The sequence below is a fragment of the Hyphomicrobium denitrificans ATCC 51888 genome (assembly GCF_000143145.1).
GTDB lineage: Bacteria > Pseudomonadota > Alphaproteobacteria > Rhizobiales > Hyphomicrobiaceae > Hyphomicrobium_B > Hyphomicrobium_B denitrificans.
Map to the genome: position 1 here is coordinate 425486 of NC_014313.1, position 21128 is coordinate 446613.

Genomic DNA, 21128 nt, shown 5'->3' on the forward strand with positions numbered 1-21128 from the left:
ATTCAGACCTGATCAATGTCCCTTTATCTGCCGATTGCTGAAATGTCGGTATCCGTCGCCGTTTTTCTGGTGCTCGGAGTTGCCGTCGGGTTCATTTCCGGTCTTTTCGGCGTCGGCGGCGGATTTCTGATGACGCCGTTGCTGACATTCCTCGGCGTCCCGCCGGCCGTGGCGGTAGCGACGTGCAACGCGCATGTGGTGGCGTCGTCGGTCTCGGGCGCCGTCGTGCACTACCGCCGCAACAACGTCGACGTCAAAATGGCGCTGGTGATGCTGGTGGCGGGTTTTGCCGGCACCGCTGTCGGCGTTGAAGTCGTCCGCCTGCTGCGCAAGGCTGGCCTGTTCGAGCTGACGGTCTCGCTGACCTACGTCACATTTCTTGGCGTTGTCGGAACGCTGACGTTGATCGAGGGGATCAATTCGTGGCGGCAAGTGCAGACGACGGGCGTGGCTTCGCCGCGCAAGTCGGGGCAGCACAGTTGGGTGGACCGGCTGCCCTTCAAGATGCGCTTTCAGCGCTCGAAGCTTTACATCAGCGTCGTGCCGCCGATCGTCATCGGCGCGTTCATCGGCTTCATTTCGGCGATCATGGGGATCGGCGGCGGGTTCATCTATATTCCGGCGATGATCTACATCCTGCGTATGCCGACCAGCGTCGTCGTCGGCACGTCGCTATTCCAGATCGTATTCGTGGCGGCGTTCGCGACGCTGTTGCATGCCTGGCAGAACCAGACGGTCGACATCGTTCTGGCCGCCATTCTGCTCGTCGGCGGCGTCGTCGGTGCGCAATTCGGCACCGTCGCGAGCGAGAAGCTGAGGGGCGATCAGATGCGCATTCTTCTCGGCTTGCTCGTGCTCTTTGTCGTGGCGCGTATCGCGTATGATCTCGTCGCAACGCCGAATGAGCTCTTTTCACTTGGGTCGCTGAAGGGGTCGTGATGCGCGTGCGAGCCTTTGTCATCCTTGCTGGACTTCTGAGTTTTGCCAGCGTTGGGCATGCGCGCGACACTCAGGAGAGCGTCGAGGCGGACGCGTCGACACGGCAGGTTGCGATCACGTCGAGCTTCACCGGAACGGAAATTCTGTTGTTCGGCACGGTCGAAAACAGCGTGCAGCCGAGTCCGGAAGCCGGAACCTACGACATCGTTGCGGTCGTCGAGGGCGTGGGTGCTCCGGCCGTCGTGCGGAAGAAGTCGCGTGTCGGCGGGCTGTGGATCAATACGTCGTCGCTACGGTTCATGCCGGTTCCGAGCTATTATGCGATCGTCTCGACGCGGCCGGTCGATGAGATCGCGAATCCCAAAATCCTCGATGCGAACGGTATCGGGTTCGATCACATCCGCATGGTCCCGGCGCATACGTCATGGAACACGCAGCTCGATCCCGAGGAGGTCGAGAGCTTCAAGAAAGCGCTCATCCATCTCAAATCGGAGGAGCGGCTTTACGTCAAATCGGATTTCGGGGTTTCGTTCGTCGGGCGGAGCTTGTTTCGTGCAACCATCGCGTTGCCGCCGAACGTGCCGGTCGCGCTGCTGACCACGAGCGTTTATCTGTTCAAAGACGGCAAGCTTCTCGGACAAACGAAAAGCCGCGTCATGCTTCAGCGCGAAGGCGTGGAGCGGTTCATTCACGAGTTCGCGCTGAACAAGCCGTTTTCATACGGGCTGCTGACGGTCGCGATGGCCGCGGTCGCCGGGCTTGCAGCCGCGTTCGCCTTCCCGCGCGGGGCGTAGCGGATCAGTCGTCGCGCAAGAGGCGCGGGGCGACGGGATAAAGACCTTCGTGCCCGAGCATCCAAACGGCAAGTCCATCTAGACCGAACAGCGGCTCGAACGCGAGATCGAGAATGTTGAGGCCGCCGGTGTAAGCGCCGAACGCGGGCATGACGAGCCTGAGGCCGTTGCCGACGAAGCAGGGGCGGCGGAGCGAGGTGCCGCGCATGACGAGCCGGGCGGCCGGATGGAAGTGCCCGGCGATTTCGTGCGTGACGGTGCCGGGGCGCGGCTCGTGGCGAAGCGCGATCCCTTCGACGACGATTTCCGGCAGGACATAACCCGCAAGCATGCGATCGATCTTGGGATCGTGATTGCCGGTGATCCAGATCCAGTCGCGATCTTCCTGCAGCATGTGCAGGCTTTCGACGTCGCTCTGGTCCATGCGCGCGGCGCCGTCGGGATCGTGCAGGCTGTCGCCGAGAGCGATGACCGTTTCGGGATTGTAGTGATCGATCATCGCGGCGAGCTTCATCAAGGTCTCGCGCGTGTCGTAGGGCGGCAGCATCTGACCATGCGCCGCGAATGCCGAACCTTTTTCGAGGTGCAGGTCGGCGACGATCAGTGCACGTTCCGCCGGCCAGTAGAGTGCGCCGGACTTGTGCGCGAGAAAGGACTTGCCGCAGATCGAAACGGGTTGATCCGCGAAGTCGTCAAGTCCGATGCGTTCCGGCTTCAGAATGCCCATTCTCAGATGTCCCCATCGCCTCTTCGGCGAGCGCCTCGGCGGCTTCGCGCAGCAATGCGTCACGAGCGTGGCCGGCAACGGCCTCGCGGCCGATCTCGAGCAGCACCGGAAAACACAGCGGCGACACTCGTGACAGAGATTGATGCCTGATTCGGTTCTTGATGCGGGCAAGAAAGTCGCCGAGCCGCCGGATGTCCAGCAACCCCGTGGCCGCGTCCGCCCAGGCCGCTTCGAGCAGCAGGTGGCCGGGATCGTGACGGCGCAGGACATCATAGATCAGGTCGGTCGACATCGTGACCTGACGCCCGGATTTGACCTTGCCGGGATGCCGCCGCTCGATCAGTCCGGCGATGACGGCGGCGAGGCGGAACGTTCGCTTCATCAGATTGCTTTCGGCGAGCCAGGCGTCGAGGTCGTCGCCGAGCATGTCTTCATCGAAGAGGTCGGCGAGCGACAGACGGCCGTCGGCAATGTGTGCGGAGAGATCGCCTTGCGTCCAGAGACCCAACGCGTAGTCGTTGGCGACGAAGCCGAGCGGATGAAGTCCGGCGCGATCGAGCCGCCGCGTCAGAAGCATGCCGAGCGTTTGATGCGCGAGGCGGCCTTCGAACGGATAGGCCACCAGAAAATGGCGGCCGGATCGCGGAAATGTTTCGATGAGCACTTCGTCCGTTGCGGGGAGCACGGAGCGTTCGCTTTGCAGCGTCAGCCATTGTCCGACGGCGGGCGGCAGACTGGGCCAATCCTTCGGGTTGGCGAGCATCGCTCGCACGCGCGCGGCGAGATGCGTCGAGAGCGGGAACTTGTTGCCGCCGTAGCTCGGCACCATCGGGTCTTCGGACGAGGCGCGCGATACGAACACTTCGGTGTCGCGCATGCCTTCGAAGCGAAGGACTTCGCCCGCGAAGACGAAGGTTGCGCCCGGCGGCAACTGCTCGGCGAAATACTCGTCGACCTCGCCGAGCACGCGGCCGCCGATCGCCGTCCGGCTTTTTGCTCGGCGCGCGGAGACGAGGCGGACCTTGAGCATCGGGGAGTCGACAATCGTTCCGACGTTCAGGCGATATTGCTGCGCGACGCGCGGATTGGAGACGCGGAGCTTGCCGTCCGGTTCGCGCCGTAGCTTCGCGAAGCGTTCGTAGGATTTCAGTGCATAGCCGCCGGTCGAGACGAATTCGACGGCGCGATCGAACTGCTGCCGGGTGAGGTCCGCGTAGGGAAGGGCGGATCGGACCTCGTTGAAAAGCACGTCGGGATCGAACGGCGCTTCGCAGGCCATGCCCAAAACATGCTGCGCGAGAACGTCGAGAGTTCCGGAGCGCGAGAGAATGGCGTCCTGTGCGCCTTCCTCGGCGGCCTGCTGCGCCGCGCGGCATTCGAGAACCTCGAAGCGGTTGCCGGGAACCAGAAGGCCGCGCGATGGCTCGTCCATGCGGTGGTTGGAGCGGCCGATGCGTTGCAGGAAACGGCTCGCGCCTTTCGGTGCGCCGAGGTGAATGACGAGATCGACGTCGCCCCAGTCGATGCCGAGATCGAGCGTCGAGGTCGCGACGACAGCGCGCAGTTTTCCTGCCGCCATCGCGGCTTCGACTTTTCGACGCTGGGGCGCTTCGAGTGATCCGTGATGCAGTCCGATCGGTAGATTGTCGTCGTTGATGCGCCACAGCTCCTGAAACGCGACCTCGGCCTGCAGGCGTGCGTTAACGAAGACGAGCGTCAGCTTGTGAGCACGGATCGCATCGTACACTTCCTGCATCGCGTAGCGCGCCGTATGTCCGGACCAGGGAATTTCATCCTCGACCTCGAGGATGCTGATCTCGGGCTTGGCGCCGCCTTCGACGGTGACCAGTTCGGAGAGCAGCGTCATGCTGTCGGGAGCGGTCTGGGGAACGAGGTAGCCGCGAAGTTCGCTTGGACGTGCCACGGTGGCGGACAATCCAACGGTGCGCATGTTCGGTGCGAGCGTTCGAAGCCGCGCGAGATCGAGGGCCAGAAGATCGCCACGCTTCGACGGCGCGAGGGCGTGCAATTCGTCGAGGATGACCGTGTCGAGATCAGCAAACAGATGCGGCGCGTCGGGGTGGCTGAGAAGGAGCGCGACCTGCTCCGGAGTCGTCAGCATGATCTGTGGAGGTTTGACGCGCTGGCGCTGGCGGCGCGCAGCCGAGGTGTCGCCGGTGCGCGTCTCGGTGCGGATATTCAGGCCCATTTCAGCGATGGGCTCGATCAGGTTGCGTTCGACGTCGGTGGCGAGGGCTTTGAGCGGAGAAATGTAGAGTGTGAACAGTCCGGCTCCGGAGCGCGGCCGCTTCTCGCCGCCGAGTGCGACGAGGCTCGGCAGAAATCCGGCAAGCGTCTTGCCCGCGCCAGTCGGGGCGATCAGGAGTGTCGATTGCCGCTGCCGCGCGGAATCGAGGAGCGCCAGCTGGTGTGCGCGCGGCTGCCAGCCACGGCGTGAAAACCACGCGGCAATTTCGGGCCGCAGCACCGGCTTTTTCGGCGCGGGTGGCTGTCGCTTGCGTCCGGCTTTCTTTGGCGTCGTGAGCATCATGCTCCGAGGTGGAAACGCGCGCCTCAGTTTACAATGACAAGGCGGCCCATTGTTTGGCTTTGGTACCGCGCAATGCGCCGATGTCCGAATAGCCGCGGCGGCGCGCGTCACGCGCAAGATGCGATTTGATTTCGCCGATGAGGCCGGGTCCGGCATAGACCAATCCGGTATAGACCTGCAGCAGCGTCGCGCCGGCCTCGATTTTTTCGAGCGCCGTCTCGCCGCTGTCGATGCCGCCGATACCGATCAGTGGAATTCTGCCGCCGGTTTGTTCGAAGACGCGGGCGAGCATGACGGTCGAGCGGCGGAACAGCGGGCGTCCGGAGAGACCTCCGGATTTCGTGGATTGAGCGTCGGTCAGTCCGTCGCGCGACAGGGTCGTGTTCGAGACCGCGATGCCGTCGACGGCGTGCGCGACGAGGCGATCGCAAATCGGGGCGATGTCGTCTTGCGCGACATCGGGTGCGATTTTCACGACGATCGGCCGTCGCGGGACGCCCTGCGAGACGGCGCGGTCTCTGGCGTTCATGACGCGCGAAAGCAGTTCGTCGAGCGCGGCGGGCGCTTGCAGATCGCGCAGCCCCGGCGTGTTGGGCGAGGAAATATTTACCGTGAAGTAGCTCGCGACATTCGAGAATGTCTCGATGCCTTTCGCATAGTCGCCCGGACGGTCGGTGCTGTCTTTGTTGGCTCCGATGTTGACGGCGACGATGCCGCCCTTGCCCTTGCGCGCTTCAAGTCGCGCCAGCGCAGCGGCATGTCCGCCATTGTTGAAGCCGAGGCTGTTGATCAGGGCGCGGTCGCCGACGAGGCGGAAGACGCGTGGCTTCGGATTTCCCGGTTGCGGTCGCGGCGTCACGGTGCCGATCTCGGCGAACCCGCAGCCCATCGCGAGCACGGCGTCGGCGGCGCGCGCATCCTTGTCGTAGCCTGCGGCAACGCCGATCGGGTTCGGGAATTCCAAGCCGAACACCTTTTGACGGAGCACGTCGTCATCCGCGCCAAGCGAACGCGGATGCAGGCCGCGTTCGAGCGCCTTGATGGTTGCTTCGTGCGCGTCTTCCGGATCGAGCGCGAACAGGGCGGGCCGAGCGAACCGATAAAGCGTGTTCAGCATACGAACCATTCGTCCTGAATAATGTGCGAGCCGGAGGGGCCCATTTCCAGTTTGCGTTCCCACGACGCGCTCGCGACGGCAAGGCGACCGTAATAATGCGGGAAGAGCGCACCGCCGCGGGATGCTTCCCATTTAAGGTGCGGGTCTAGTTTTTGTTCCTCGAACGCTACCAGAACGAGATCCGTTTTTCCGCTGAAATGCTTCTCTAAAGTTCCAGAGAGCTGGGACTTCGACGAGAGGTGGATGAAGCCGTCGCGGACATCGTCGGCCGAGCCGGCGTAAAATCCGTCGGTCACCGCTTGTCGCCAGTCAACGACTGTGGCGATTTTGTAGACGATCTGTTTCATTCAAAAGAACGACTTTGACGCTGCGTGTCACGTGAACCATATTTTGTGACGTGAACGGGAGTAGCGGTTGTTCGCGATCGTTGGTATCACGATCGGATATCTGCACAACCGGGTTTAGCGAATGGCGCGACACATGAACACGCAGGATCGAGGTCCGGCTCGTGCGCGCGCCAGACGAAAAGGTCGAAGTATCCGTGTATCCAACGGCATCTCTCAGTATTTCCGAGCTTCTGTCCGGTCCTTACCTTCTCAATATTCCGATATTTCAACGCCCATATTCCTGGGGCCGTGAACAAGCAGAACAACTGCTCGACGATTTGATGGAAGCCGCGGGCATCGGGTTCGAAGGTGTGCCCGATCGCGACTATTTTTTGGGCGCCGTCGTGTTGATGGACGAGCCGGGCGTTCTGACGACCAAGCTGTCGCCCCGGATGTCGCCGCGCGAATTCGGTGTCATCGACGGTCAGCAGCGTGTGGTCACGCTGATGACGCTGCTGGCGGTGCTGCGCGATCTCGAGGTCGGACCGCGGACGGCCTTGATCAAACGCGTTCAAGGCATGCTTCTGGCGCAGCAAGGCTCGAGATTTCGCCGTACCGAGCGGTTCCGGCTGCACTTGGCGGGACGCGAGCGCGCGAGCTTCGAGAACAATATTTTACGCTTGGGCAAGTCGGTTCTGCCGCCGGACGTGCTGCCGATCTCGCATGCGGAAGCGACGCTGATCGAGGTCCGCGATCGGTTTCGCGCGGTGCTGGCGGATATGCCGAGGGCCGCGCGCAAGGCGCTTGCCGATTTCATCGCGGATCGCTGCTATGTCGTCGTCATCGTCGGGACCGACATCGATCGCTCGCACCAGATGTTCGTCGTCCTCAATGAGCGCGGCAAAAAACTGCAACGCGACGACATTCTGAAATCGGACATCTTGAGCCGGATGACGACCGGAGATGTCGGGTGGGCTGCGCGGACGTGGGACGAACTGAGCCTCGCGATGGGCGAGGATTTCGAGGCGTTTTTCGGACACCTTCGAACGATTTTTGGGTACGCGCGACTGCCGATCGTTACCGGTGTGCGGCGGGTGATCCGCGATGCGGGAGGTTCGGAAGCATTTTTCAGGGACGTTTTCGTTCCCTACGCCAAGGCCTACGCTCTGGTCCGCAACGAGGGAGACAACGTGCTTCCCGGCGACATGCCGAGGCTGCTCCGGTATTTGAACCGTCTGCCGGATGCGGACTGGGCGCCCGCCGCGATCCTTGCGCTCAAGCAGTGGACGAGCAATCCGGATCGGGCGGCGTTCCTGCTCGCCGAAATCGAGCGCTTGGCGATGCTCACGCGAATGCTTTGCGCGGGCTCAGGCAAACGAACGCGCCGTTTTGCGGAGCTGATCAAGGTCATTCGCTCGGAAGAGCCGATCGACGAGACGCATCCCGCTCTGCAAATGTCACGGGATGAAGTCCGCAGCATCGCATTCCATCTCAGGGATCTTCATAAGCGCAATCCGAAGATCTGCCGCCTGCTGCTGATGCGTCTCAGCGATGAGATGGGCGATGCCGCGACCATGACCGATCCCGATCTTTATACGATCGAGCATGTCCTGCCGCAGCGGCCGTCGGCGTCGAGCGCGTGGCGGCAGAGCGTTCCGAGCGCCGAAGCGCGCGCCGAGCTCGTCGACTGTCTCGGCAACCTCGTTCTCATCACGCAGCAGGAGAACGACCGGGCGCGCAACGCGTCGTGGGCGGAGAAGAAGGAAATCTACGGCACGATTTCCGTGGGCAATGCACCGTTACTTGCAGTCACACGCGATGTTCTTGGCGAACGCGACTGGCGGCGGCCTGAGATCGAGGCGCGCGAGCAGCGGCTGATCGCGCTGATCGAAAAAATCTGGCGGGTCGATCTCAAATCGCAACGTCCGTCTTCGCGAAACCTCGCGCCGGTCGAAGATCAGAAGAAGCCGATGCCGCCCGCCGCTTGATCCGACGTAACGCGATCAAGCAGTTGCGAGGGAACCGCTGAGTGCTTTGGCGATCAGGGCGCGCGTTTCGGGAATTCCATAAAGCGCGACGAACGTCCCGAGGCGCGGCCCGCGCTCCTGTCCGAGCAGAATTTCGTAGATGGCCTGGAACCAGTCGAGCTTCACGCCCGGGCCGCCGCTGGGGCTGACCTTGGTCGGGTCCTGGTATCGCGGGATAGCGCGGCCAACATCGAGCAGCGCGTTCTGGATGGTGTCGCCGTCCGAGCCCGCCGGTAGCGCTGCGAGCGTTGAATCGAGGCTTTGCAGCGCCGCGATTTCGACCTCGTCAGGCGCGCGGAACTTCTTCGTCGGTTTGACGAAGTCCTCGTAGTAGCGGATCGCATAGCCTGCGAGGCGATCGAGGATCGGATTATTCTCGGGCGTCGCGCCCGGCGCATAGCGCGCAAGGAAGCCCCAGAGCACGTCCTTGCTGTGGGCGTGCGAGACCGACACCAGATTCAAGAGCAGGCCGAAAGTGATCGGTAGCTCCGGCTTCGGCGGCTGAGCCGCATGGATGTGCCAGACCGGATTGTCGAGCTGCTGTTTTCCATCCTGCTTCGGATAGGCGGAAAGGAACTGCAGGTATTCGTCGACGGCGCGCGGGATGACGTCGAAGTAGAGCTTCTTGGCGCTTCTCGGCTTCTGGAACATGAAGAGCGCGAGGCTTTCCGGAGAAGCATACGTCAGCCACTGGTCGATGGTGATGCCGTTGCCCTTGGACTTCGAAATCTTCTCGCCGTTCTCGTCGAGGAAGAGTTCGTAGACGTAATGCTGAGGCGCGACGCCGCCGAGGATTTCGCAAATCCGGTCGTAGATCGGGGCGTTCGTCTGGTGGTCCTTGCCGAACATCTCGAAGTCAACGCCGAGCGCGGCCCACCGCATACCGAAGTCGGGCTTCCATTGCAGCTTCACGTGGCCGCCGGTGACGGGGAGCGTCACGTCGCGGCCGTCCTCGTCGGTGAAGGTGATCGTGCCGGCCTTGGCGTCGACTTCCTTCATCGGCACGTAAAGCACGTGGCCGCTCGTCGGCGAGATCGGAAGAAACGGGCTGTAGCTCGCCTGGCGTTCGGCGCCGAGCGTCGGCAGCATCACGGCCATGATGTCGTCGTAGCGTTCGACGGCGCGGAGGAGCACTTCGTCGAAGCGGCCGGCCTTGTAGTATTCGGTCGCGCTCGCGAATTCGTAATCGAAGCCGAAGGTGTCGAGGAACCGGCGGAGCATCGCGTTGTTGTGGTCGCCGAAGCTCGGATACTCGCCGCCGAAGGGATTGGGCACCTTGGTCAGCGGCATCTGGATGTAGGGTTCCAGCGCCTTCTTGTCCGGTACGGTCTCCGGAATCTTGCGCATGCCGTCCATGTCATCGGAAAAGCAAAGCAGACGCGTCTTGCGCTTGCCTTCGGTCAGAAGCTCGAAGGCGCGGCGGACCATCGTCGTGCGCGCGACCTCGCCGAAGGTGCCGATGTGCGGCAGGCCGGAGGGTCCGTAGCCGGTTTCGAACAGGACCGTCTTGTCGGCGCCGCCCGGAAGCCGTTCGAGCCGCTTGATCAGCCGCCGGGCTTCTTCGAACGGCCATGCCTTCGAGGCTTCGCTGGCGGCGGCTTGTTCGGCGGTGAAGGCAAGGGAGGTCATTTGCGGCGGCTATCTTTATTTTTCTGAACGGCTTGAGAAATATAAGCGGGCGGAGGACATGGAGCCGCCTCCGGCGGGCTGGCTGGCTGGCTAGGCGCGCACCGTAGGTTGCACGCGTGATTGCGTCAACGCGGCTGCGGCAGGCTCGAGATAAATGCCGCAACGGCGTCCGCCGCTTCCGCGAGATTGCCTTTGCGCGTGAAGCCGGAACGCCCGCGCGGGCCGAAATCGTGGTCGCCGTCGTTCATCCAGACCAGCTTGATGCTTTTCGATAGCGGCAAGGCTTCGACCTCGGCGCGGTTGCCGAACGGATCGCGTTCGCCCTGGACGATGAGCGCCGGACATTTCAGCGTTTCGAGATGGGCCGTGCGCAGCTTTTCGGGCATGTGCGGCGGATGAAACGGATAGCCGAGGCAGACCAGGCCGGAGATTTTTCCCTCGGCATAAAGCTCGTCGGCGATCAGGCTTGCGACTCTGCCGCCTAACGACTTTCCGCCGATGAGGGGTTTCGATTTTTTCCAGTTTTTCGTCAGGACGTGGACGGTGTCGCGATACTGCGCCGTCAATGCTTCGGCTTTCGGCGGCGGGCGCTTCGAGCCGCCGGTGCGGCGTGCCGACATGTAGCCGAATTCGAAGCCGGTCGTCGCGATGCCGCGCGCCGCCAGAAGCTCCATGATGCTGGCAAAGAATGGCGACTCGACGCCAGCTCCCGCGCCGTGCGCGAGGATAAGGCGATTGCGGGCTGCGGCGGGGCCGGTTTCAATGGAAAATGTCAGAGTTGATCCTTTCGCTCAATCGGGCCTGCTTCATAGCGAGGGAACTTCTGAAATTGAACACTGGTTGTTCACTCGTCAGCGCTGTTTAATGCGCTGATCTGGTTTGCCAACGCCGGTTTTTGGGGCACGCCCGCGCCGCATTGAGGCGTTTCTGGATTGCAGGTCGGATTTTTGCCCGACTATGGAGTATAAGGGGACTGGTCTTACGCAAAAGCGGGATTGGGCATGAGGGCCGTGAGGCTATTCGCGCTGTTTTTCGCGCTAAGTCTGGCTGGATTATTCCTTGCCGGGGCAGCTCGCCTGTCGCCGGTCGCTCCTGCTTATGCCGAACCCACGCAGCCCGATCCGCAATCGAACGCGAAAGACGGGCAGCCAGCCCTGGCGAAGCCGAGCCCTGATCCGAAAGCGGCTCCAGCGAGCGGCGAACACAAACTGCCTGCGTTCGCACCCGGCAACGGTTTTCTGACGCAAGCGGCGGATGGCTCCTCGGATGCAGAGGGCGGCGGCGCAACGGAGCCCGACAGCGACGCGGCTGCGAAGGATGTGACCACTGGGTCGCCTCCGCCCGAAAGTTCCACCGCACGAACGATTACGCTCACGACGGAGCCGATCGCGGGAACCAGCACGTCGATCACGGCGAGCCTCAAGGCCGGTGGCGCGGCGCCAAAATGGCCGGAATTCGTCGGCGCGAAAAAGCTGTTCGGCGTTGTGAAAAAACCGGCGCCGCTGGCTGCGCGCGCGATCGGCTATTATTCACGCGGTTGTCTGTCCGGCGCGGAAGCTCTGCCGATCGATGGGCCGGCCTGGCAGGAGATGCGCTTGTCGCGCAATCGCAACTGGGGCCATCCGCAGCTCATTTCCCTGATCAAGACATTTGCCGACGACGCGCAGAAGCAGGACGGCTGGCCGGGTCTTCTGGTCGGCGACATCGCTCAGCCGCGCGGCGGTCCGATGATCACGGGTCATGCGAGCCATCAGGTCGGTCTCGATGCCGACATCTGGCTGACGCCGATGCCGAAGCGGCGGTTGACGCGTAAAGAGCGTGAGACGCTCAATGCGACCTCGATGCTCGATGACACGGGCGTCGCCGTCGATCCGAAGGTGTTTACGGACAAGCAAGTGTCGCTGATCAAGCGCGCCGCGTCATATCCGGAAGTCGAGCGCATCTTCGTGCATCCGGCGATCAAGAAGGCGCTGTGCACGGCGGCCGGAACGGACCGGCAGTGGCTCGGAAAAGTGCGGCCGTTCTACGGGCATTACTATCATTTCCATATGCGCATCAAATGCCCGGCGGACTTTGCCGGATGCAAGCCGCAGCCGCCTCCGACAGGCGACGATGGCTGCGGGAAAGAAGTCGATCAGTGGCTGTCGAAGGTGATCCCGGCGAAGCCGTCGATGTCGCCCCCCATCCCGAAGCCGCCGCAGAGTGTCAGCGTGCGTCCGCCGGCGCCTCCGATCATGCTCGCGGATCTGCCGCCGGAGTGCCGCGCACTTCTTGCCGCCGATCCGGACCCGGTGCCAGTTCCGAAAGAAGCGCTGATGTCGAGGGTCGCCGTGCATCAGGTTCTGGCAAAAGCGGCAGCGGCGCGTGCGGCGTTCGCACGGTCGGCCGGTCTCGCGATTGTTCCAGCGTCAGCGGCCGCGGCGCATCCGGCGCTCCGGCCGCATGTCAAAAAGACAACTACCGCCGAGACGAAGTGACCGTCCCGGCGGCGGGTTATCGAGATGCCTTCCGGTAAATATCAGGCGTTCGGCGACGGGCAAGTGACGCCGGTGCCGGCCAGGCCGCAGTACCCGTGCGGGACCTTCGCCAGATATTGCTGGTGATAGTCCTCGGCCAGATACACGGGACCAGCGCTTTTGATCTCCGTCGTGATCGGACCGTAGCCCTTGGCGGCAATGGCTTTTGCATAGGCCTGCTCGGAGGCGCGGGCGGCTTCGAGCTGGCCGGGTGTCGTCGTGTAGATCGCCGAGCGGTATTGGGTGCCGACGTCGTTGCCCTGGCGAAAACCCTGCGTCGGGTCGTGCGCTTCCCAGAACGTCTTCAGCAGGCGCTCGTAGGGGAGCACTTTCGGGTCGTATACAACGACGACAACTTCCGTGTGGCCGCTATGGCCGGAGCAGACCTCCTCGTAGGTCGGATTTTCGGTGAAGCCTCCGGCATAACCTACCGCGGTGATCCAGATTCCGTCTCCGAGCTGCCAGAACAGCCTCTCGGCGCCCCAGAAGCATCCGAGTCCAAAGATCGCAACTTCGAGCCCCTCGGGATAGGGCCCATGAAGAGGGCGCGAGAACAGATAATGCTCAGCGGAGGCGGGCAAGATCGGCGCTGACCTGCCGCGCAGAGCGGTCTCAGGCGTCGGCATGGCGGCGCGGCTTTTGGCGAACATGGATTTGCTCCTTTTTCTTCTTGAAACGTTGCGACCTGTATACGGCGCTCAGAGCAAGAACGTTGCAGGGGCGGGACAATTCTGCCGTCAGCCGGGGTGCGGCAGGTCGATCCTATCAGTAGTCGTTGACGAATATGCGGACGCGCCGCCTTGGCCGCCCCAGAAACCCGGCTCCAACGGCGAACAGCAGAAACAGCAGCCAAGCCGGGAGCGACAGAAACGACGTGAGCAGCGGGTCCCAAACGAATGCCCCGGTCGCATTCTCGATCGTGCGCTGGAGCGCGGCGACGAACGTCGGCGCGAGCGACTGCAAATGCTGCAACAGGGACATCGTGCCCGGACCCTGGCCGTCGACGGCCGGGCGTGAAATATCGGAGGCGAACGAGATCAGGGCGAACAATGCGAAGAGAGCCGCGAGAAATCGCATCAATATTCTAGGTCGCGTGTCAGGGCTTACGATCGCGATGATCAAGGCTGCGAAGAACGCCAGCCCGGCGATCCGGAACAGCCAGTGATTCGGCGGTTCGCCGGTCGCGTGCCAGAGCCAGACGGCAGCTGCAACACATGAAATCGATAAAACGGCGAGCGTTTTGAGGAGCTGCGAACTGGTCATGGAGCCCGTTTGCTTAATTACCCGTGCTTTTTTGTGGCTCGGCGGGAGCGCGGTCAAGAGACACAGGCACGGGATGTCAGGAACCTGTCAGTCACACGTTGCGCTGGGAGCCTCGATGCGTATAGTGCGCGCCGCCTAGCTAGTGCGCCGCGGAGAGATGGCCGAGTGGTTGAAGGCGCACGCCTGGAACGCGTGTAGGCTCGTAAGGGTCTCGTGGGTTCGAATCCCACTCTCTCCGCCATAGGTTTATGATTTCAGTAGTTTTTCTGAAATCATCCCGGAATTGGGCTACAAGCCGGTCCATAATTCGCGCCGCATGTAGGCAACGATTTGCCCGTCGTATCATCATGTACCAACAGCCACTGCGGGTGAGCTTGCTCAACGTCGAGCACATTCGTCGGAACTCGATACAGAGACGCTCTATTGCGGTGTAATCGTGATCCGCAGGGTGTCCGAGTAATTTCCGGCGGCAAGTGGCTGAGCGTTGATCTGCGGCGTGATCGTTACTCCGAGACTTCCCGTTGGTGAGGTGCCTGACGTCGGCGATACCGGGCCGGACTCGGCGCCGGTCGCTCCCGGCGAGGTGGCCGTATTGAGAGACGCGGCCGCGCCGGAGAACGACGCCGATGCGGAATAATTGATGAGCCTTTGCAGGCCCCCGCCCGAGCCGCCCGTCGTCACCGCGCCATTGTCCGACGTCAGTTGCACGTTGGCTGGCGAATTGCAGAACGCGTTCGAGTAGGAACGATTGATCGGCGCAGTATTGACGTTGCCGCTCGCCGTGATGGGGATGACCGCAGTATCCGCTGCCGGCGTATGGACGCCCCCGACGGTACAGGACTTCAGAACCGTTCCCGTTACGGTGAAACCCTGAGCTGAAACTCGCCCCTGCAGGATGCCGGCGAGCGTGCTTGTGAAAACGTCGATTGTAATATTGTCGAGGTAGCTTCCGGCTTGCTGTGTGACGTTCGGCTGAGCTTGCGCCCATACCGTGACGTTGAAATTATCGATTGAAAGAAGCGCTGCGGGAAATGTGAACGTCAGTGCATTTGCCGAACTTGGAATGCCACTGCCAGTGTAAAGCAGAGATTTGCCGCCGCTGCTCGAATCTCTCAGCTGATAAGGTAGCGTCGCCGTACCGCCTCCGGAGATCAGCATTGATGCGGGCAACGACGAGCGGTTGAAGGAAATCGCGGCGGCGCATCCGCCGGCGAGATCGCCCAATGCGGCGATGAATGTTCCCTTGACGTTGATGACGACCGGCTGCGCGGACGGCGTGGATCCAGGTGCAAACGTCCCGGTATTTGCTGTCAGCGGCGTAGCGGATGCCGTCAGAATTGCGCAAAGGGCATTGGCCGGTTGGGCGTGTGAGCACCCAAACAGCAAGATCAGAAACAGCACCGTCTGGTATTGCCTGATCATCATGACGCGTCCACCGGGTGCAGGATGCCGGTTTTGAACAGACCGTCGACGTTCTCCGGAATGTTCAGCACGAAGCGCGTCGGAGTTCCGTCCGTCTCCATTTCGATTATCCATCGCCCGGGCGCCAATCCTTCGACGCCGAACCGTCCGGCCGCATTCGTAAAGACGGTGGCGGTTTTGTCGGGGTGATCGACCTGATAGGCGGTGCCTGTCAGCAGACTGATCGGAGCGCCGTCGCGAGATTGCAGCGTGCCGTATGCGGAGACGGAGTACGACGATCCGACTTCCAACGCGTAGCCGCCTTTCATCGGCGCGAACGTATCGAATGTTGCCGCGCCTAAGCTGTAGCCGACCGGGATATCGGCGACATCGACGGGAATGTTCGATGGCGCATAGGCAGGCAAGTTCGTAACGATGGCCGGGCCCCATCCATCGGCGATCGCGCGAACGTCGTCGGGGGTGCCGACAACGACTGTTTTGTCTGCAATGCTTTCATGTGGGTAGACGAGTGCAAAGGCATCACCCGTTATCGGAGCACCGATCGCAAAGTGGCCGTCGGCAAATGCGAGCGATGTTCCCACTTGCAGCGATGTTCGCTGCTGGCCGGGCTGCACACGGAAATCCGATATGGAAACGCCGTCGAAGCCGGAGTTGTGAATAAGGCGAACCTGCGCGCGATTGCCGTAATAGCCGACCACGCCATTCACAGATGCACGCTCATCGAAGGCGTTCTGCTGAACGTTGACGCTCGTGTCCCAGCGTCCGATCCCGTTGCCCGCAGAACGATAGGCGGACACGTCCGATTGCTCGTTCAATGTGTCATAGCCGACGCTGACGTTCGTCGCCGCATCGGGTCGTCCGAACAAGCGGACCGCCGCGCGAAATTCGGTGCCGCTCGGCGCGCGCGGAGAAATGCCGGAGAGATAGGATTCATTCGAGACGCCGAGCGTCAGGCTTCCGGACCATTCTGCGTTCAGTGGGCGCGAAAGCGTCAGATCGAGGCCGTAGCGATTATCCGAGGCGAACAATGCGCTTTCGAAGTCCTCGTCGTTGGCGACCTGATAGCGTCCGGAGACCGATGCCGTCGTTTGATATCCGATGGGGGCCGAGTACGTTGCGCCTAAGTTCAGCCAATAGTTCCACTGCGGATAGATGATGCCGGTGAGTGCCGCATCAATATCGCCCGCGGAGTGAAAGCAGCGGCTTCTGTATTCGGCTGAAAGATGAAAACTCTCGGCATTCTCCTGCGTCAGGCCGCGAAAATTCAATACCGTCCAATCTACACCGGCCGCAAAGCCGGAGCCCGCTTCTCCGACCGACGCGGCGCCTCTAACGCCGACAAGTCCTGAGGCAAAGTCTGTCAAAACCCCCGCTCCTGCCATAGCGACGTGCGGGTCGGCCTGAATGTCGACCTCGCCTGCCAGGGTGTCTCGCAACCCATAACGATAGAAGGCGCTCGCCATATAGGAATCGGAGAGGTACTCGCGCGACTCGTCGCGCAGATACGACGGCACGCCCGCGGTGATGCCCCATTCACTCGCGCCGGCGGCAAGAAGATTCGTATCAAAGAATGAGGAGAAGGAAACGTGCTGCTCGCGCCCAACATCGTCGATGATGACGATGTCCACGTCATTGGCTCCGGTGACCAGCGGCAAGTCTCGAATGTTGTAAGTTCCGGGGCGCAGCTGGACGCGTCGTTGCGTGATGCCATTGATGCGGATTTCGACGTCGGATGGCCTGTTGACGATAAACGTTCCGCCGCCGGTCGGCGCGAACGTATCGCCGGGACTGAGCTTGCGGCCTGATTTTTCAAGCGATACGCCGAGCAAGCTGGGCGTATTCTGAAAGCTCGTTCCCAGAGGTTCGACATCGCCAGCTTCGATGCGAATGCGGTCCTCCGGCATATCGTAGACGAGGCGAGACATGTACCGCTTGATGCCCGGAGTATGCGTGTACGCGCAGACTGCAGCCGTCGGGCAAACGTTGATGTCGATGTCTCCGGCGAGAACGCCCGCGTTCTCGAAGACAAAATTTCCAGCTCGGACCGCGGAGTCGAATTCGAGGCGTCCGCTCGTCTCTTCGGCAAAACTTTCTCCAGCTGAGTGCATTCCCCATTGATGATCGACGCTGGCAAAAAGATTGACGTATCCGGACAGTTTTGCAGGAGATGCCAAGACAGAGCTTGGCGGAGCCTGGCGGTTGCCGGAAAGCGAAAGGTCCGATGTCGCCCGCTGCTCGGGCGCAACGTTCAGAATGAGCTCCTGCGATGCCCGGTCAAATCGAAGACCGATTTCGGCAGACGCAAAATCCGCGAGCGGAAGGAACGTCGCGTCGCCATCGATCGTCGCCAAGCTCTTGCGAGCTGAAGCGCCCAAGCTCGCTTCTATCACCCGGCTGATCCCCGTACGGCTGACCAGAATTGAATCGTCGGCATTGATGCGGATTGCAACGTCGCCGAGATCGCGGTCTCCATCTTTTACTGGGACATCCATGCCGATCGGTTTGCCCGTGGTATTCAGCTTAGAGGAGACAGGCACCTGGTACTCGACGCCAGCGGCGACAGCAGTGCAATTTGGCAGGCCGGCGAACGCTGCAAGCAGCACTTGAAGTGCAAATAGCGTGTCACGCGTTTGAGGCGTTCGCCTCGCTGTGTCCGGAGACAACAAGTCGGCGCGAGACTGAAACGGATAATGGTCGTTTCTGCGCCGTGCCATCGTAGACAAAGCACGTCGCCTTAAGGCTTGGTATTAAACTGAATGCTTGTTTTCACGGACTTGACGTCCGGAGGCACGACGACAGGCAGAACGAAACGCCGCCGATGGCCTGGCTGAACAAGCCCGATGCCGATGCTCTGTGCGAGTTCGCCGCTTGTGATGGTCTCCGACCAGCTGCCGTCCGAGACTCTTACTGTTGCGCGGGGAAACAGCGCATGAACGTTGCTCGGATTGAAGACGGTCAAAACGGGGTGTCGACGACCGCGCGCGTCCGTCGTGATATCGGTCTTGGCAACTTCGAGCGCGGCTTGACCGTGAGGCGGGGCGACGTTGACCATCACCCCCATGCCAAAGACGACCTGCACCGCGCTGGTCTTTTTCGTCATCTTCACGGGGATCTGGTTGACGTAAATAAGAAACGTCCTGCTAGTCTCGATCAGTGGATCACCGAGCCACTGAATGCGAAAATTCTGCGTGGCTCCAGGTGGGATCATCGCCTGCGGCGGCATGATCAGAAATTCGTCATCGGCAGCCTCGGCTTTTGGAACTCCGCTCTCGTCGAGCGTCGCGAGCTTGGTAATGAGTTCGACGGCGAGCGGCGCGATGCTATTATTGACAACGGTGATTGCTCCGCGACTGGCCCGTCCCGCCGACGTCATCTCGATTTGCGTCGGCGTCACCGTCATTGCAAAGGCGGCGCGCGGTGTAAGAAAAATCCCGCAAAGCAGAGCAAGCAAAATCGTCCGAAGAAGCGGCATGATGTGCCTCACCGAATAAAATGCATTAAATAAAAATGTGTCTTGGACGCGATTACTGCGGTGTCAGCAGGACGAAAAGCGAATCCGAATAGTTGCCGCCGAGCAGCGGTTGAACATTGGCTTCCGGCGTGATTGTAACATCGAGCTGGCCCGAGCCGGCCGCCACAGGTTCGGCCGTGCCGGTTTCCTGACCGGTAGCCGTGGCGATCGTGGCCGTATCTAGTGTTGCGGTTTGGCCGTTCCAGGTTGCCGAAGCCTGATAGTCAATGATGCTGGCGAAGCCGCTCGCCGTCGCTCCGGTTTTTACGGCACCCTGGTCGGATCGGAGTTGCAGCGTAGATGGCGTATTGCAAACAACATTGAGATAAGGGGCGTTCGTGGGCGTGACGGGAGCGACGATAACATCGCCGGCCGCGTCAATTCCGATTGTCGCCGTGTCGACGCCGCTCGAGGTGCCGTTGATTGTGCATGACTTTGGCACCGTCGCAGATATCTGAATTTCCTGTTGCGCCGCTTGCGCGAACGCGCTGCTGCTGCAGGCAAAGCTGCCCAGCAATCCCAAGATCGCAGTCGTTGTTTTTGTCATGGCTTAAAATCCGCATTCGCTGAGACAACGCTCGCACACGGAATCCACGCGATTCAAGTTTCCTCCTTCGCCTAAAAAAAACATTAAGAATATCCCGCAATGGTACGAGTCTGACGCAATGCGTAGCGAGTAATTTTACGTGTTGGTTTCCCCTCGATATAAATCATTTCCCTCTGATGCGCGTCAGCGAATAGATGGCGGGATTTTTGGCGGCCTAAATGAATCTTGTATCCCGTAGGTCGCGCCGGAGAATTTTTTAAACGAGGCGCAAATGAGCATTGCGGGTCACGTCAATTTTGCCGTGCGATCGCGCTCGCCATCGGCGTTTTGAGAAGCCTGTCGGATGGCAGCGGTTATTTCAAACACGTTCAATTTGAACAGGCTGATACCGTAAGGTTTATTCCGGATAGACTTCATTCCCGGCTGCTGACTTGTTGAAAAGGATGAACGTCAGAGGATTGCCGGGCTCGGCCATGGCATCGCTGCGCTGGCCCGTGATCTCACCATCGACGGCGCTTGCGTATTCGGCAACGACCTCGCCGAAGCTGTTGCGCTGAATGGCAACCTTCTGTCCGGGCGTCACCTTGTCGTTGAGCTTGACCAGATGCTCAACGAGCCCGCTTTGGGTCGCCAGGATCGGAAATGCGCTGTTTCCCGTAAAAACCGTCACATCCTTAGCCGTCCGCCCCATGGCTCCTGCAACGATGCCGTGATGCTTCAGCACGTTGATCGTGCCTTCCACGAACAGCGCGATCATTTCAAGATCGAGGACGCGTGCGGCGCCGATCTCCGGCGTAAAGGACGGAATGCCGGCGTCAATAAACGCGTTATGCAGGACGCCAGGATAGACATGATTGTCGAACACTTGGCCAACCGGATATAGGTCAACCATCGCCTTGATTTCCGGCACGTCCATGCCAGCGATGTTGAACGCGGTGACTTCAAACCCGGTCGTCCCCGTATGGAAGTCGATCGCGAAATCGGCATTGGGCCGTAGCAGCCGGTTGAACACTTGTGCTGCGTGCCGGCTGGCCGCGGTGGCGCCGTTCTCGTTGCCCGGCCATTCCCGATTCATATCGATGAGACCGGAGCCTCTTCCGTAGTCCGGCCATCGGCGCTGCATTCCGCTCAACGCGGGTCCAGATATGTCGGTCACCGCCGTCACCGTTCCCGACATCTCGGCAGGATCAAGCTTGTCCATGATTGCATGGATCGTGTGCACCGAACTCATCTCGTCGCCGTGGACGCCACTGACAAGGACGGCGCGTTTGCCAGCCTTTGCGCCTTTGGCGACCGTCACCGACACATAGCAGTGTTGGCCGGTCGGCAACTGCACGCCCTGAAAGTATAGGAAGTGCTTTTTTCCCGGTTCCAGATCGTTGACGTCGAGTGCGCTGACGACTTTCTTTCCTTGAATGACGTCGCCGGTGAAGATTGTCGGCTTATCGGTCGCCGCGCCGACGGAGCTGCTTTCCGCGCCTTCGGCTTCAGCGCGCGCATCGGCCAGAATCGTGAACGCACCGACGGCAGCGGATGCGATCATGAAGTCGCGACGATCGACGTCTTTTTTGGCTTTGTTCCACATGGCGGGGTCCTTCCGCGGTCAGCGGCAATGTTCGCACAGCGATATGGTCCGGCACATAGAAGTCCGCATGCAGCAAGGATGCAAGCCAAGATCGTGGGGCGTTATCCGAATGACGGTTCACAAAGCGACAATTCGGGTATCAAAATGGGGGCACGCAATTTGGAGGTCTCGTCA

At 61.2% G+C, this 21128-nt stretch carries 17 protein-coding genes and 1 tRNA gene; 5 read left to right on the forward strand and 13 right to left on the reverse strand.

What is annotated here, in order from left to right:
* The first annotated feature begins 15 nt into the window (after positions 1-15).
* A complete protein-coding gene (locus HDEN_RS02020; protein ID WP_013214454.1) occupies positions 16-939 on the forward strand; it encodes a sulfite exporter TauE/SafE family protein in 924 nt (307 codons plus the stop codon).
* Entirely contained in the window at positions 939-1733 is a 795-nt protein-coding gene (locus tag HDEN_RS02025) for a TIGR02186 family protein (RefSeq protein ID WP_013214455.1), read from the forward strand. The genes HDEN_RS02020 and HDEN_RS02025 overlap by 1 nt, the downstream gene beginning before the upstream one ends.
* A gap of 4 nt (positions 1734-1737) precedes the next feature.
* Here the strand turns inward: HDEN_RS02025 and pdeM are convergent, their stop codons facing one another.
* The 4 genes from pdeM to HDEN_RS02045 are packed head-to-tail and all read right to left on the reverse strand — an operon-like array spanning position 1738 to position 6475.
* The gene (pdeM, locus tag HDEN_RS02030; protein ID WP_013214456.1) at positions 1738-2460 is read right to left on the reverse strand and encodes a ligase-associated DNA damage response endonuclease PdeM; all 723 of its coding nucleotides are present in this window, start codon (positions 2458-2460) and stop codon (positions 1738-1740) included.
* Positions 2426-5008 (reverse strand): ligase-associated DNA damage response DEXH box helicase, encoded by a 2583-nt coding sequence (locus tag HDEN_RS02035; protein ID WP_013214457.1) that lies wholly within the window; start codon positions 5006-5008, stop codon positions 2426-2428. Before HDEN_RS02035 ends, pdeM begins: the two co-directional genes overlap by 35 nt.
* A 31-nt stretch (positions 5009-5039) precedes the next feature.
* Positions 5040-6128: a quinone-dependent dihydroorotate dehydrogenase gene (locus HDEN_RS02040; protein WP_013214458.1), complete on the reverse strand. Its 1089-nt coding sequence runs from the start codon at positions 6126-6128 to the stop codon at positions 5040-5042.
* Positions 6122-6475, reverse strand: a complete 354-nt coding sequence (locus tag HDEN_RS02045) for a DUF952 domain-containing protein (RefSeq protein WP_013214459.1) — start codon at positions 6473-6475, stop codon at positions 6122-6124. The genes HDEN_RS02040 and HDEN_RS02045 overlap by 7 nt, the downstream gene beginning before the upstream one ends.
* Before the next feature lie 161 nt (positions 6476-6636).
* Between HDEN_RS02045 and HDEN_RS02050 the strand changes: the two genes are divergently transcribed.
* Positions 6637-8442: a DUF262 domain-containing protein gene (locus HDEN_RS02050; RefSeq protein WP_013214460.1), complete on the forward strand. Its 1806-nt coding sequence runs from the start codon at positions 6637-6639 to the stop codon at positions 8440-8442.
* A 15-nt stretch (positions 8443-8457) separates the two neighbouring features.
* Here the strand turns inward: HDEN_RS02050 and HDEN_RS02055 are convergent, their stop codons facing one another.
* Together HDEN_RS02055 and HDEN_RS02060 are read right to left on the reverse strand one after the other, a co-directional pair.
* Positions 8458-10110 carry a lysine--tRNA ligase gene (locus HDEN_RS02055; protein ID WP_013214461.1) on the reverse strand — a complete coding sequence of 551 codons (1653 nt, stop codon included), beginning with the start codon at positions 10108-10110 and terminating at the stop codon, positions 8458-8460.
* Positions 10111-10235: 125 nt separating this feature from the next.
* Positions 10236-10886 (reverse strand): alpha/beta family hydrolase, encoded by a 651-nt coding sequence (locus tag HDEN_RS02060; protein ID WP_013214462.1) that lies wholly within the window; start codon positions 10884-10886, stop codon positions 10236-10238.
* Positions 10887-11111: 225 nt separating this feature from the next.
* Here HDEN_RS02060 and mepA point away from each other — a divergent pair, with 225 nt between their 5' ends.
* Entirely contained in the window at positions 11112-12587 is a 1476-nt protein-coding gene (mepA, locus tag HDEN_RS02065; protein ID WP_013214463.1) for a penicillin-insensitive murein endopeptidase, read from the forward strand.
* A 41-nt stretch (positions 12588-12628) separates the two neighbouring features.
* On the opposite strand, the gene msrA is transcribed toward mepA, so the two are convergent.
* The gene (gene msrA, locus HDEN_RS02070) at positions 12629-13276 is read right to left on the reverse strand and encodes a peptide-methionine (S)-S-oxide reductase MsrA (protein ID WP_013214464.1); all 648 of its coding nucleotides are present in this window, start codon (positions 13274-13276) and stop codon (positions 12629-12631) included.
* A 115-nt stretch (positions 13277-13391) separates the two neighbouring features.
* On the reverse strand, positions 13392-13889 hold the full coding sequence (locus HDEN_RS02075) for a hypothetical protein (protein ID WP_013214465.1): 498 nt from the start codon (positions 13887-13889) through the stop codon (positions 13392-13394).
* Between the two features lie 151 nt (positions 13890-14040).
* Here HDEN_RS02075 and HDEN_RS02080 point away from each other — a divergent pair.
* Positions 14041-14130, forward strand: a tRNA-Ser gene (locus HDEN_RS02080).
* A gap of 179 nt (positions 14131-14309) precedes the next feature.
* Here HDEN_RS02080 and HDEN_RS02085 read toward each other — a convergent pair.
* The 5 genes from HDEN_RS02085 to HDEN_RS02105 form a co-directional block, all read right to left on the reverse strand.
* Complete coding sequence (locus HDEN_RS02085; RefSeq protein ID WP_013214466.1) at positions 14310-15314, reverse strand: hypothetical protein; 1005 nt, start codon at positions 15312-15314, stop codon at positions 14310-14312.
* Positions 15311-17848 (reverse strand): fimbria/pilus outer membrane usher protein, encoded by a 2538-nt coding sequence (locus tag HDEN_RS02090; RefSeq protein ID WP_210160336.1) that lies wholly within the window; start codon positions 17846-17848, stop codon positions 15311-15313. Before HDEN_RS02090 ends, HDEN_RS02085 begins: the two co-directional genes overlap by 4 nt.
* A 197-nt stretch (positions 17849-18045) precedes the next feature.
* On the reverse strand, positions 18046-18783 hold the full coding sequence (locus HDEN_RS02095; protein ID WP_013214468.1) for a fimbrial biogenesis chaperone: 738 nt from the start codon (positions 18781-18783) through the stop codon (positions 18046-18048).
* Positions 18784-18835: 52 nt separating this feature from the next.
* Entirely contained in the window at positions 18836-19369 is a 534-nt protein-coding gene (locus HDEN_RS02100) for a hypothetical protein (protein ID WP_013214469.1), read from the reverse strand.
* Between the two features lie 397 nt (positions 19370-19766).
* Positions 19767-20954, reverse strand: coding sequence for a succinylglutamate desuccinylase/aspartoacylase family protein (locus HDEN_RS02105; protein WP_013214470.1), 1188 nt, complete (start codon positions 20952-20954; stop codon positions 19767-19769).
* Positions 20955-21128: the final 174 nt, after the last annotated feature.